At 72.7% G+C, this 13,407-nt stretch carries 9 protein-coding genes; 4 read left to right on the top strand and 5 right to left on the bottom strand.

Features of this window, described 5'->3' with window-relative positions; all coding sequences use genetic code 11:
* A partial coding sequence (locus QRN56_RS23975) for a discoidin domain-containing protein (protein ID WP_285107530.1) occupies nucleotides 1–2,127 on the top strand: 2,127 nt, incomplete at its 5' end.
* 68 nt (nucleotides 2,128–2,195) lie between these two features.
* Here the strand turns inward: QRN56_RS23975 and QRN56_RS23970 are convergent.
* From QRN56_RS23970 to QRN56_RS23955, 4 genes are all read right to left on the bottom strand, one after another.
* Entirely contained in the window at nucleotides 2,196–3,824 is a 1,629-nt protein-coding gene (locus QRN56_RS23970) for a UxaA family hydrolase (protein WP_285107528.1), read from the bottom strand.
* A 70-nt stretch (nucleotides 3,825–3,894) separates the two neighbouring features.
* On the bottom strand, nucleotides 3,895–5,244 hold the full coding sequence (locus QRN56_RS23965) for an ABC transporter substrate-binding protein (protein ID WP_285107526.1): 1,350 nt from the start codon (nucleotides 5,242–5,244) through the stop codon (nucleotides 3,895–3,897).
* Nucleotides 5,245–5,293: 49 nt separating this feature from the next.
* Complete coding sequence (locus tag QRN56_RS23960) at nucleotides 5,294–6,259, bottom strand: carbohydrate ABC transporter permease (RefSeq protein ID WP_285107524.1); 966 nt, start codon at nucleotides 6,257–6,259, stop codon at nucleotides 5,294–5,296.
* Nucleotides 6,252–7,175, bottom strand: a complete 924-nt coding sequence (locus QRN56_RS23955) for a carbohydrate ABC transporter permease (protein WP_285107523.1) — start codon at nucleotides 7,173–7,175, stop codon at nucleotides 6,252–6,254. The genes QRN56_RS23960 and QRN56_RS23955 overlap by 8 nt, the downstream gene beginning before the upstream one ends.
* 282 nt (nucleotides 7,176–7,457) lie before the next feature.
* On the opposite strand from QRN56_RS23955, the gene QRN56_RS23950 reads away from it, so the two are divergent.
* Genes QRN56_RS23950 through QRN56_RS23940 form a run of 3 tightly spaced genes read left to right on the top strand, consistent with a single transcriptional unit; the run spans nucleotide 7,458 to nucleotide 11,818 of the window.
* Nucleotides 7,458–9,503 (top strand): DUF6807 family protein, encoded by a 2,046-nt coding sequence (locus QRN56_RS23950; protein ID WP_285107521.1) that lies wholly within the window; start codon nucleotides 7,458–7,460, stop codon nucleotides 9,501–9,503.
* Complete coding sequence (locus QRN56_RS23945) at nucleotides 9,500–10,732, top strand: Gfo/Idh/MocA family protein (protein ID WP_285107519.1); 1,233 nt, start codon at nucleotides 9,500–9,502, stop codon at nucleotides 10,730–10,732. Before QRN56_RS23950 ends, QRN56_RS23945 begins: the two co-directional genes overlap by 4 nt.
* Before the next feature lie 27 nt (nucleotides 10,733–10,759).
* Nucleotides 10,760–11,818, top strand: a complete 1,059-nt coding sequence (locus QRN56_RS23940; RefSeq protein ID WP_285107517.1) for an AEC family transporter — start codon at nucleotides 10,760–10,762, stop codon at nucleotides 11,816–11,818.
* A 143-nt stretch (nucleotides 11,819–11,961) separates the two neighbouring features.
* Here QRN56_RS23940 and QRN56_RS23935 read toward each other — a convergent pair whose 3' ends face one another.
* The gene (locus QRN56_RS23935; protein WP_285107515.1) at nucleotides 11,962–13,371 is read right to left on the bottom strand and encodes a Gfo/Idh/MocA family protein; all 1,410 of its coding nucleotides are present in this window, start codon (nucleotides 13,369–13,371) and stop codon (nucleotides 11,962–11,964) included.
* Between the last annotated feature and the right edge of the window lie 36 nt (nucleotides 13,372–13,407).

Genomic DNA, 13,407 nt, shown 5'->3' with positions numbered 1-13,407 from the left:
GTCCCGGCGCGGCCCGCGCCGGGCCTCGCGTCCGGCCCGGACCGCGCGGCGGCCGCCGCCTGCGGCACCACCAACGCGGCCCTCGGGCGACCGGCGACGGCATCGTCGACCGAGGGGCCGTTCGGCGCGGCGTCAGCCGTGGACGGCGACCCCGGCACCCGCTGGAGCAGCGCGGCCGCCGACCCGCAGTGGATCCGCGTGGACCTCGGCTCGGTCCAGGACCTGTGCCGCGTCGAGCTCGCCTGGGAGACCGCGTACGGCCGGGACTTCCGGATCGAGGCCTCCGACGACGGCACCACGTGGCGCACGCTGAAGACCGTCACGGACGGGACCGGCGGCAACCAGTCCCTCGACGTGGCGGGGTCGGGCCGGTACGTGCGGCTCACCGGCACGGAGCGCGGCACCGGGTACGGCTACTCGCTCTGGGAGCTGAAGGTGTTCACCGGTGACGGCGGCACCGTGCCCGGCGACCCGATCCCCGGCGGCGGTGACCTCGGGCCGAACGTGCACGTCTTCGGCCCGGACACGCCGGCCGCACAGGTCCAGGCGGCCGTGGACGCCGTCTACGACCAGCAGGAGGCGGACCAGTTCGGCGACGGGCGGCACCAGTTCCTCTTCGAGCCGGGCACCTACCCGGTGCACGTCAACGCCGGTTTCCACACCTCGATCTCCGGCCTGGGGACGAGGCCGGACGACGTGAACATCACCGGCGGCGTCTGGGCCGACGCGGAGTGGTTCGAGGGCAACGCCACGCAGAACTTCTGGCGGTCCGTCGAGAACCTGGCGGTCACGCCGTCGGGCGGCGACATGCGGTGGGCGGTCTCCCAGGCCGCGCCCATGCGCCGCGTGCACGTCAAGGGCAACCTCATGCTGCACTCGTCGCGGTACGGCTGGGCCTCGGGCGGCTACATCGCCGACTCCGTGGTCGACGGCCAGGTCCGCGCCTGGACCCAGCAGCAGTGGTACACCCGCGACTCGACGCTGACGGGCGGCTGGGCCGGGACGCTGTGGAACATGGTGTTCTCCGGCGTCGAGAACGCCCCGCCGACGTCGTTCCCCGAACCCGCGGTGACCACCCTGGACACCACGGGCGTCATCCGCGAGAAGCCGTACCTGTACCTCGACGGGGACGACTACGCGGTGTTCGTGCCGTCGGCCCGGTCGGGCACGCGCGGCGCGACGTGGGACGGCGGGACGACGTCGGGCACCTCGATCCCGCTGGACGACTTCTACGTGGCGCGCCCCGGCGACTCCGCCGCGCGGATCAACCAGGCGCTCGACCAGGGCCTGAACCTGCTGCTCACGCCCGGCATCTACGAGACGACGGGGACGATCGAGGTGGACCGCGCCGACACCGTCGTGCTCGGGCTCGGGTACGCCACGATCGTACCGACGGCCGGGCAGACGGCGATGCGCGTGGGCGACGTGGACGGCGTCCGTGTGGCAGGCGTGCTGTTCGACGCCGGCGCGGCCGAGTCGCCGTCGATGCTCACCGTGGGCACCGCGGGGTCGACGGCGGACCACGCCGACGACCCGATCTCGCTGCACGACGTGTTCGTCCGCGTGGGCGGCGCGCACGCCGGGCGGGTGGACCAGGCGATCGTCGTGAACGCCGACGACACGATCGTGGACCACATCTGGTCGTGGCGCGGCGACCACGGCGACGGTGTGGGCTGGGACGTGAACACCGCCCGCAACGGCCTGGTGGTGACCGGCGACGACGTGGACGGGTACGGGCTCTTCGTGGAGCACTACCAGGAGTACAACACCCTGTGGACCGGGGAGCGCGGCCGCACGATCTTCTACCAGAACGAGCTGCCGTACGACCCGCCGAACCAGGCGGCGTGGAACCACGACGGCGTCCGGGGCTGGGCGGCGTACAAGGTCGCGGACGGCGTGACGCAGCACGAGGCCTGGGGTCTGGGCTCGTACTGCGTGTTCACGTCGGACGCGTCGATCACCTCGGACAACGGCTTCGAGGTGCCGGTCGCTCCGGGCGTGCGGATGCACTCGCTGCTCACCGTGTCGCTCGGCGGGGTGGGCACGTACGAGCACGTCATCAACGGCGTCGGCCCGCGCGCGGCAGGCACGGAGACGATCCCGGCGAAGGTGGTGAGCTACCCGTAACCCACCCCGCACGTGTCAGACGCTCAGGTCACCCGGGTGACCTGAGCGTCTGACACGTCTGGGGAAGGTCAGGTGACGGCGCCCATGTGCCAGGGGATGAACTCCTCGGCGCCGATCTCCAGCTCCTCGCTGACCGTCTGCTCCCCCGAGGCCACCGCGAGGATCCGGTCGAAGATCTGCCGGCCCACCTCGGCCACGGTCGCGGTGCCGTCCACGATCACGCCCGCGTTGACGTCCATGTCCTCGGACATCACCGAGTACATCGGCGTGTTGGTCGCCACCTTGATCGACGGCGTGGGGCGGCACCCGAAGACCGAACCGCGGCCCGTGGTGAAGACGACCACGTTGGCACCGCCCGCGACCAGGCCGGTCACGGAGACCGGGTCGTAGCCGGGGGTGTCCATGAAGCCGAACCCGCGCTCCGTGATGGGCTCGGCGTACTCGTAGACGGCGCCCAGGTCGGCCTGGCCGCCCTTGGCGACCGCCCCGAGGGACTTCTCCAGGATCGTCGTGAGCCCGCCGGCCTTGTTGCCCGGCGACGGGTTGTTGTCGAGCGTGCCGCCGCCGGCCCTGACGTAGTCGCGCCACCAGTCGATGCGGTCCAGCAGCTTCTTGGCGACCGCCGGCTCGGCGGCCCGCGCGGTGAGCAGGTGCTCCGCCCCGTAGACCTCGGGCGTCTCGGCCAGCACCGACGTGGCGCCGTACGCGACCAGGCGGTCGGAAGCCCAGCCGAGGGCCGGGTTGGCCGTGATGCCGGAGTAGCCGTCCGACCCGCCGCAGTTCAGCGCGAGCACCAGCTCGGACACGTCGCACTCGACGCGCTCGCGCGCGTCGACCAGCGGCAGCATCTCGCGGACAGCGGCGACGCCGGCCCGCACCGAGGCCCGCACACCGCCGGCCTCCTGGATGGTCAGGCTCCGCACCACGGTGTCGTCGGCGATGGCGGCCAGCAGCCCGGACCGGGTCTCGTCGGGGGCGCCGATGCCGGGCATGCCGAGGTCGGCGACCTGGCCCGAGCGGGCCGACAGCGCCGCGCCCGGCACCATCTCGCAGCCCAGCCCGAGCACCAGCAGGCCCGCGACGTTCGGGTGCGCGGCGTAGCCCCGCAGGGTGCGCAGCAGGATCTGCCCGCCCTCGGAGTCCGGGACCAGCCCGCAGCCCGAGGTGTGCGTCAGGGCGATGACGCCGTCCACGTTCTCGAACTCGTCCAGCGCGGCGCCGCGGAACTGGTCGGCGATCATCTTGGCCGTCGAGGCCGAGCAGTTCACGCTGGTCAGGATGGCGACGAAGTTGCGGGTGCCGACCCGGCCGTCGGCCCGGCGGAAACCGCGGAAGGTGGGCCGGGGCTCGTCGTCGGGCACCGGGAGCTCGTGGTGCGTGCCGCCCAGGGGCGTGTCCCGCTCGCCCTCCTCGAACCCGAGGTTGTGGGAGTGCACGTGGTCGCCGGGGACGATGTCCGTGGTGGCGACCCCGATGACCTGCCCGTACTTGCGCACCTGGCCGCCTGCCGACACGGGGCGGAGGGCGATCTTGTGCCCGCGCGGCACCGGCTGCCGGACGGCGAGCGGGCCGCTCCCGGGAACCGCGGCGGCGTCGCCCGGGCCCAGGTCCCGCGTGGCGACGGCGACGTCGTCGCCCTTCCGCAACACGAGCAGATCTTGTGACACCTGTGGCACCTCTCCTCTGAACCGTTTCATCCTACCCAGCCCCAGAACGTGTCAGACGTACAGGTCACCCGGGTGACCTGTACGTCTGACACGTCGTGGGTCAGTTGGCGATCGCCGCGTTGATCTCATCGATGAGCTGGGTGGCGGCCTCTTCCGGGGTGATGCGCTCGAAGAGGACCTCCGTGTTGATGCGCTCCATGATGTCGGCGAGCTCGGCGCTGCCGTGCGGCGGGACCGCCGGGTTGTCGACGATCTCGTCCTCGATGTCCGCCATGAAGTCGGCGACCTTCTGGTCGGTGGGCGACAGGTCACCCAGGATCGCCTCGCGCACGTCGGTGTTCGCCGGGAGGCCGCGGTCGGTCAGCATGATCTTGGCCGCCTCCTCGGAGTTCAGCAGGAAGTCCACGAACTTCGCGGACGACTCCGGGTACTCCGTGTCCGCGGAGACGGAGTAGAACATCGCCGGCTTGTAGTACATGCCGGTCCGCTCGCCCTCCGACTCGCCCGGGAGCCGCAGCAGCTCGAGCTCGTGGCCCGACGAGTCGGACAGCGCGCCGAGCTGGTTGGTCCACCAGACGCCCATGGCGCCCTTGTTGGTGCCGAGCAGACCGCCCTCGGGGCCGGCCGCCTGGTACTCGACGGTGCGGGCGGCGTCGGGCTGGCCACCGCCCTCGACGAGGTCGAGGGAGACCTGGAAGAAGTCGGCGACGGTCTCCTCGGAGACGCCGAGCTCACCGTCGGCCGTGAACAGGGTCTCGCCGCGCTGGCGGGCCATCACGTTGAGGCCGGCCTCGTTGAAGCCGTAGTCCTGCGTGCCCCAGACGCCGTCGCCGGCCCCCTTCGCGACGGCGTTCGCCGTGGTGACGTAGTCCTCCCACGTCCAGGTGGTGTCGTCCGGGACGTCGACGCCGGCGTCGGCGAAGAGCTCCGGGTCGGCGACGAGCGCGTAGGCGTTGATGCCGGTCGGGATGCCGTACTGGGTCCCCTCGATCTGGCCGCCGGCCAGCACGCCGTCGTCCACCTTGGACGTGTCGATGTCGAGCGTGCCCAGGTCGGCGAGCACGTTCTTGGTCGAGTAGTCGGAGATGTAGCGCTCCTCCTGGGTGATGACGTCCGGGGTGTCGCCCGCGGCCACCGAGGTGGCGAGCTTGTCCCAGTAGCCGTCCCAGTCGGTGAAGTCGGGGACCACGGTGATGTCCGGGTTCTCCGCCTCGAACGCCTCGATGATCTGCTGCGTCGACTCGTGGCGGCTGTCCGAGCCCCACCACGAGAAGCGGATCTCGCAGGGGCACTCCTCTGCGGCGGCGGGGGCGTCGTCGCCGCCCCCGCCGATGCCCGAGTCGCCGCCGCCGCAGGCCGCGAGGGTCAGGGCCACGGCCGCGATGCCCGCGGCCGAGCCGGCGAGCCGCTTGCCGCGCCTCGTGGGACGTGGGTTGCCGGTGGTGCTCATGTATTTCTCCTTCGGTGACGTTGACGTCGTTGTCGCATCGCGGGTGGAGCTACTTGATCCCGGTGGTCGCAATGCCCTTGACCAGGTACTTCTGTCCGAACAGGAAGGCGATGAAGACGGGGATCAGGGAGACGATCGACATCGCGAACAGCGAGCCCCACGAGCTCTCGCCCGTGGAGTCGACAAAGGTGCGCAGCGCGATCGGCACGGTGTACATCTCCGGCCGCGTCAGGAAGATCAGCTGGCTGAAGAAGTCGTTCCACGTCCAGATGAACGTGAAGATCGCGGTGGTGGCGAGGGCCGGCATGGACAGCGGCAGCATGATCTGCAGGTAGATCCGCAGGTGGTTGCAGCCGTCGAGGGTCGCCGCCTCGTCCAGCTCGCGGGGGATGCCCCGGAAGAACTGGACCATCAGGAAGATGAAGAACGCGTCCGTCGCGAGCAGCTTGGGCACGATCAGCGGCAGGAACGTGTTGATCCACTCGAGCTGGGAGAACAGCACGTACTGCGGCACGATCACCACGTGGATCGGCAGCATGATCGACATCAGCATGACCGCGAACCACAGCCGCTTGCCCCGGAACTCCAGCCGAGCGAACGCGTACGCCGCCAGGGAGCAGGACAGCAGGTTGCCGAGCAGCGACCCGAGCACCACCAGCGCCGAGTTGATCAGGTAGTGGCTGAACGGGTGCAGCAGGGCGTTCCACCCGTCCGTGTAGTTGGACAGGTCGATGTCGGTGGGGATGAGCCCCGGCTCGCGGAAGATCAGCGCGTTCGGCTTGAACGAGCTGGCCAGCATCCAGAGCAGCGGGTACAGCATCACGAACCCGAAGGCGATGAGACCCGCGTGCTTGAGCACGCTCCCCACCCGGGCCCGTACGCGCCGGCCGTGGGGACGGACGGCGGTCGGACGGCGGTCGCCCGGCCCGGCACGCCGGGTGCCGGAGGCGGTGTCGGACGGCGGGCGCACCGCCGTCGGCGTCGTGGTCTGTGCGGTCGTCGAGGCGTCAGTCATCGTAGAAGACCCAGTACTTGGAGGCGAGGAAGTTGACGACCGTCATGCCGCCGATGATCAGCAGCAGGAACCAGGCCATGGCCGAGGCGTAGCCCATGTCGAGCGAGCCGAACCCCTTGAGGTAGAGGTAGAGCGTGTAGAGCAGCGTGGAGTCGGACGGGCCGCCGTTGCCGCCGCTGACGACGAACGCCCGCGTGAACGACTGGAACGCCTCGATGAGCTGCAGCACGAGGTTGAAGAAGATGATCGGCGTGAGCAGCGGCACGGTGATGCTGCGGAACTGCCGCCACCGGGAGGCGCCGTCGATCGCGGCCGCCTCGTAGTACATCTGCGGGATCTGCCGCAGGCCGGCCAGGAAGATCACCATGGGCGCGCCGAACGTCCAGACGTTCAGCGCCATCAGGGTGCCGAGCGCGTAGTCCGGGTGCGAGACCCAGCCCTGGCCCTGGATCCCGAAGAGCGCCAGGACCTGGTTGACCAGGCCGTCCGCGCCGAAGATCTGGCGCCACAGGATCGCGATGGCCACCGACCCGCCGAGCAGGGAGGGCAGGTAGTACACCGAGCGGTACAGGGCGAGCCCGCGCATGCCCTTGTCGAGCAGCAGCGCCAGGCCCAGGGCCGCGGCGAGCTGCAGCGGCACCGAGACGAACACGTAGGTGAACGTGACGCCGAGGGACTGGAGGAACCGCGGGTCGTCGAACATCCGCGTGTAGTTCTCCAGGCCCACCCACTCGGGTGCGGAGAGCAGGTCGTAGTCCGTGAAGGACAGGTAGAGCGACGCCCCCATGGGTCCCGCCGTGATGAGCGCGAGGCCCACGAACCACGGCGCGAGGAACAGCAGCGCCCAGCGCCCGTCGCCCTTCTTGCGGACGGCGCCGGCCTGCTTGCCGCGCGAGAGCTCCTGGATCACTGACATGGGTTCACCCCCGCGCGGTCGGGCCCCGTCAGGGCGGGCGGGGGCTCGGACCGCCAGGGTCCGGGCTCGCGGTTCGGGTGGCGCATCGCGTTGTCCTCCGGATCGTCGTCGATCCCCGGCTCGTCGGTGAGAAACCGGTCTCTGGTGGAGGAACGTACCACATGAGGAACCGGTTTCCCATGGTGTACGGTCACATCGGGAAACCGGTAACGCGGGGGGCCACGCCGACGAGGGCGCGCGCCACGCGCCATCCGGTCGGACAAGGTCACGGACGGAGAGCACATGGGCAGCGGCAGCGTTCGAGGCGCAGGTCAGCGCCGTGCGGTCGCCACGATCGGGGACGTCGCGGCGGCGGCCGGGGTCTCCCGGGCGACGGTGTCCCGCGTGATGAACGGGCGCAGCACGGTCGACGCCGCCATCGCCGAGCGCGTGCGCGGCGTCGCCGCGGAGCTCAGCTACCGGCCGAGCAACGCGGCTCGCAGCCTCGCGCTCGGCCGCACGCAGACCGTGGCGCTGGTGGTGCCGGACCTCGGCAACCCCGTGTTCCAGCAGATCCTGCGCGGCGTCATGGACGGCGCCGCCGAGGACGGGTACCGCGTGCTCGTCGCGGACACGGTCGAGGACGACCAGCAGGAGGGCGCCATCGCGCTCGAGGCGCGCATGCGGTGCGACGCCCTGGTGCTCGTGTCGCCCCGCATCGGGGACGCCGAGCTCAGCGCGCTCATCGCGGACGTCGAGCCCGTGGTGCTGGTCAACCGGGAGACCGGCGGGACGGCACCGAGCCTGGTCGTGGACTACGAGGACGCCGCCGTCCAGGTGGTGGAGCACCTCGTGGCGCTCGGCCACCGCCGCCTGGTCTACCTGGGCGGACCCGTGCGCAGCGCGTCCGACGAGCTGCGGCGAGCCGGCCTGGCCCGCGCCCGGCAGCGGCACGCCGACCTCGAGATCCTCGACCTGCCCGCCGGACCGGACATCCAGGCGGGCCACGCCGCCGCGGCCGCCGTCCTCGCCACCCGCGCCACCGCGGCGGTGGCCTTCAACGACCTCGTCGCGTTCGGCCTGCTCGCAGGGCTGAACGAGGCCGGGGTGGCCGTGCCCGCCGACATCTCGGTGGCCGGTTTCGACGACATCGAACTGTCCCGCTACGCCACACCCGCGCTGACGACGGTCGCGGTGCCGCAGGCCGAGCTCGGCCGCCACGCCTGGAGGGAGCTGCACGCCGTGATCGACGACGACGCCCACCCCGCACGCTCTGCACGGTTCACACCCAGCCTGGAGGTGCGCGGGAGCACCGGACCCGTGCCCCAGGGCCCGGAACGGGTGCACATCACGGACGACGACCTCGCTGTCGGGCAGCCGGAGGAGGTGCCCACCGTGCCCCCGACCGCCACGCCGGTCTGGTCCGTACCCGCCGATCCTTCCGCCGACGCCGTCGTGCTGACCTGCGGTGACGGGCTGGAGCTGGTGCGGCGCGACGCGGGCGACCGGATGCCCAAGGTGCACGCCCGCCGGCCCTACCTGCACCCCGTGCACACGCTGGCGGGGGTGCCGCTCACCGACGTGAGCCCCGTGGACCACCGCCACCACTACGGCGTGGGCATCGCGGTGCCCGACGTGAACGGCACCAGCCACTGGGGCGGCCGCACCTTCATCGAGGACGTGGGCCCCACGCTCCTGAAGAACCACGGGCGGCAGACCTCGTCGGGGATCCACGTGGAGCCGGGTGTTCCCGGCGCTCTCGGCGCTGTGGGTACGGCCGGCGAGACCCTGGTCGAGGACGTGCTGTGGTCCGACGAGCACGGCGAGCCGCAGCTCCGCGAGGAGCGCCGCGTCTCGGCGCGCCTGCTCCCCCTGGCGCCCGGGTCCGACGCCGCCCCCGGCTGGGTGCTCGACTGGCGCTCCACGCTGCACGCCGACCACGGCCCGCTGGAGATCCGCTCGCCCGCCACGAACGGCCGGCCGGGCGCCGGGTACGGCGGCCTGTTCTGGCGCCTGCCGATCGCCGAGAGCACCACGGTCCTGTCGGCGGCGGGCGCGGGCGAGAACCGGGCGCACGGCAGCACGTCGCCCTGGGTGGCGTTCGTGCAGCAGCAGGGCGGCCGGTCCACGACCCTCCTGCTGGTGCAGCCGGGCCAGGTGCGGCCGTGGTTCCTGCGTTCCGCCGAGTACCCCGGCGCCTGCCCGGCCCTGGCCTGGGACGCGCCCTTGCTCGTGCCCGACGGCGGTTCCGTGCAGCTCGACCTCGTGGCCGTGCTGCTGGACACGGAGCTCACGGCCGCCGCGGCCGAGGCGCTGGCCGCCGACCTGACCGACGGCGGCCGGCGGTGAGCCTGCCCCAGGTGGCCGTGGTCGGCATCCACGGCCACGGCGGCTCGCACCTGCGGGCGGTCGCGGACCTGGAGGCGCGCGGCCTGGCGCGGCTGAGCGCCGTCGTCGACCCGCGGGAGCCTGACATCGCACCGGCCCCGTGGTTCTCGAGCCTGGGCGACCTGCTCTCGGCCGGCGCCGGCGCACTGCCCGACGTCGTGGTGCTCTCGACGCCCATCCACACGCACCTGCCGCTCGCGCGCGCCGCGCTGGAGGCGGGGATCGACGTGCTGCTGGAGAAGCCGACCACCGCGTCGCTCGCGGAGCACGCCGAGCTCGTCGCCGTCGCCGAGCGGACCGGGCGGCTGTGCCAGGTCGGGTTCCAGACCTTCGGGTCGCACGCGCTGCCCGCCGTCGCCGACATGGTCGCGCGCGGCGAGGTGGGGCAGGTGACCGGCATCGGCGCCGTCGGCACCTGGGTGCGGACCGCGGCCTACTGGGCGCGCTCGCCGTGGGCGGGGCGGCGACGCATGGGCGACCGCGCGGTGGTCGACGGCGTGGTGACCAACCCGCTGGCGCACGCCGTGGCGACCGCCCTGTGGGTGGGCGGCGCCCGGACCGCCGCGGACCTCGCGTACGTGAAGACGGACCTGTGGCGGGCCAACCCGATCGAGGCCGACGACACCTCGTCCCTGCGCGCCGTCGGCACCGACGGGACCCGCTACGGGTTCGGCCTCACACTGTGCGCGGCGGAGCGCACCCCGGCGCGCGTGATCGTGCAGGGCACCGAGGGCGAGATCGAGCTCGGGTACGAGCACGACCTGGTGCGGCTGCGCACCGGGCGCGTGGTCGCCGAGAAGCGGTACGAACGCACCGGTCTGCTGGAGAACCTGCTGCGCGTGCGGGCGGGCGAGGGCGAGCGGCTCCTGTGCGACGTGCGGGACACCGGCGCGTTCATGCGGGTGCTCGAGGCCGTGCGCACCGCGCCGGACCCGGCGCCCGTGGACGACGCGTTCGTGGACTGGGTGGACGGCGTCGCGCCGGTCGCGGGCGGGCCGGGCGCGCCGGGGCCGGGCGTGCCGGGGCCGGGCGTGCCGGGGCCGGGCGCGCCGGGCGGCGTCGGGCAGGGGAATCCCGAGGGCGACGCGCGGCACCCGGTGGTGCGCGACGTCGCCGCGTGGTGCGAGCGCGCCGCGCGCGAGCAGCGCACGTTCACGGAGCTCGGTGCCCCGTGGACGCTCGCGAGGTAGATCCGGAGAGCGTGACATGGTGCTCGGGTGCTGCCCGTCCTGACTGCCATCGGTTCCATGGCCTGCGTGGTCGCCCTCGGCTGGGTGATCCAGCGGACCGGCCTGCTGGCCGGCCGCGGACTCCCCCGCGGGATCGCCCGCGACGGGGCGGGTGACGGCGGGGCGGGTGACGGCGGGGCGGGCGCCCGGCAGACCCTGGCGACGCTGTCGTTCACGATCTGCGCGCCGGCGCTGATGTTCAGCACCCTCGCCTCGACGGACCTGGCGCACGTGCTCTCGCGCGGCGCCGCGGTCACCTGGGCGACGACGGCGGTGCTCGGCCTGGCCACGGCCGCGGCGGCGCGCTGGCTCCTGCGCCTGCCCGCGGGCCCCGCCGCCGTCACGACGCTCGCCGCCGTCTACGTGAACGGCGGCAACATCGGGATCCCTCTGGCGGTCTACCTCTTCGACGACGCCCTCGCCGTGGTGCCCACGCTGCTGTTCCAGCTCCTGGTGCTGGCGCCGCTGACGCTCTCCGTGCTCGACCGGGCGACGGCGTCCGCCGACGGCGGGACACCCGCCCGGTCGGGCTGGCGGTCGATGGGGCAGGTGTTCCTCGCGGCGTTCCGGAACCCGATCACGCTCGGCACGGTCGCGGGCCTGCTCGTCGCGGTGGTGGCCGAGCTGACCGGCGCACGGCTGCCCGACGTCGTGCTGCTCCCCTTCGACCTGATCGGCGCCGCGGCGCCGCCGCTGGGCCTGCTCACGTTCGGGATGACGCTCGCCGTGCCGATGCCGGCCGCGGACGCCGACCTCGGCGTGACCGCCGGGCGGGGCCGCCGGCTGGTGGGCTGGGTGATCACGATCGCGGTGCTGGTGCGCAACCTGCTGCACCCGCTGGCGGCGTGGGCCCTCGGGTCGGCGGTGGGGCTGGACGCGCCGGCCCTCGCCCTCGTGGTGACGATGGCCGCGCTGCCCACGGCCGTGAACGTCACGACCTACGCGACGCGGTACGGCGTGTTCGACGGCGTCGCGGCGCGCGCGACCGTCTGGACGACGGCGCTGTGCGTGCCGGTGCTCGTGGTGATCGGCGCGCTGCTGGTCTGACGGCCTCCCCGGCGGAGGGCCTCTCCTTCGAGACCTAAGTTTCTTCGCTTTGGGGCGGCCCAAAGCGAAGAAACTTAGGTCTCGAAGGGGAGGGCTACGGTCGCGGAGAGGTCACCCAGGTAGAACTGGACCCGGCCGTCGGGTCAGATGCCCAGGTTCAGGTCCTTGACCGGGACCGGGGCGCCCGTCTCCAGCGAGCGGTTGCCCGCGTAGCCGACCGACGACGCCCGGACGCCGTCGACGTAGCCGGCCGCGCGGGCCAGCGGGTCGGGCTCGGACGACGGCCTGAAGACGTCGGCCAGCAGCAGCGCGTCACCGCCGCCGTGCCCGCCGCCACCGCGCACGATCGGCCGCTCCTCGGCGCGCTCCCAGTGCCGCTGCACCACGAGCCGCTCGCCGATGGGCCGTACCAGGTCCTCCTCGAACACCTCGGTCGCGCTCGGGTCGAGGATCGCGGCCTTGTCGCCGAACTCCACCGACCCGCGCTCGGTGACCTCCAGCTCCGCCCGGCCGCGCGTGCCGTTGACCACCACGCGGTAGCCCTCCCAGGGCGCGTGCGCGGTGAGCGAGTAGGTCAGCAGCGCGCCGCCCTCGTACTCGACGACGAGACCGAGCGTGTCCTCGGTGGTGATGCCCGCGTCGAACACCGAGCGGTTGCGCACGTAACCGTCGACCGCCTGGGCCTCGGGCCCGTAGAGGGTGGACAGCCACTCGTTGTCCTCCACGGAGAGCTGCCACGGGTCGATGCCACGCTCGTTCAGGGCGCGCTCGCCGGCCGTGGGCTCGTAGCCGGACTCGTGCGCGCCGTCGTCGCCGTAGAAGCGCCGGCCGCCCGTGGCGAAGACACGCTGCGGCACGCCGTCGATCCACCAGTTGACCAGGTCGAAGTGGTGGCTCGACTTGTGCACCAGCAGGCCGCCGTTGTTCACCTTCTCGCGGTGCCAGCGGCGGAAGTAGTCGGCGCCGTGCACGGTGTCGAGAGCCCAGTCGAAGTGGACCGACAGCACGCGCCCGATCTCGCCGCTCGCGATCACCTCGCGCAATGCGCTGTTGCGGGGCGAGTAGCGGTAGTTGAACGTCGTGACCAGGTCGCGGCCCGTCTCGGCCACGGCGTCCACGATCTGCCGGGCCTGGTCGGGGTGCGCGGCGATGGGCTTCTCCACGACGACGTCGGCGCCGGCCCGCAGGGCGCGGGTGACGAGGTCGCCGTGCGTGCGGTCGATCGACGTGACGATCACGCGGTCGACGGACTGCTCCGCGATCGCCTTCTCCAGGTCGTCCGGCCCGTACACGGGGCGGACGCCGCCGAACGCGGCGGCGACGCGCGCCTCGTAGGCCGCTGCGCGCACGGGGTTGGGCTCGACCCAGGCGACGATCTCGCCGTCGGGCGCGTGGGTGCCGATCAGGGCGTCGACGTACATGGACGCACGGTGCCCCGTCCCCACCACCGCGTAGCGGCGGCGCCCCTCGGGCAGCGGGCCCGACGGCGGCACAGGCTCTTGGGTCGGACCGGTGATCGGCTCGGTGGTCGGCTCAGTGGTCGGCTCGGGCATCGGTGGAGAGCTCCTTCGGTCGTCGTCGACGTCGGG

The organism is Promicromonospora sp. MEB111 (assembly GCF_030209445.1).
Lineage (GTDB): Bacteria > Actinomycetota > Actinomycetes > Actinomycetales > Cellulomonadaceae > Promicromonospora.
Note: the sequence above shows the minus strand (reverse complement) of the source record. Positions and strands in the feature narration are given on the sequence as shown.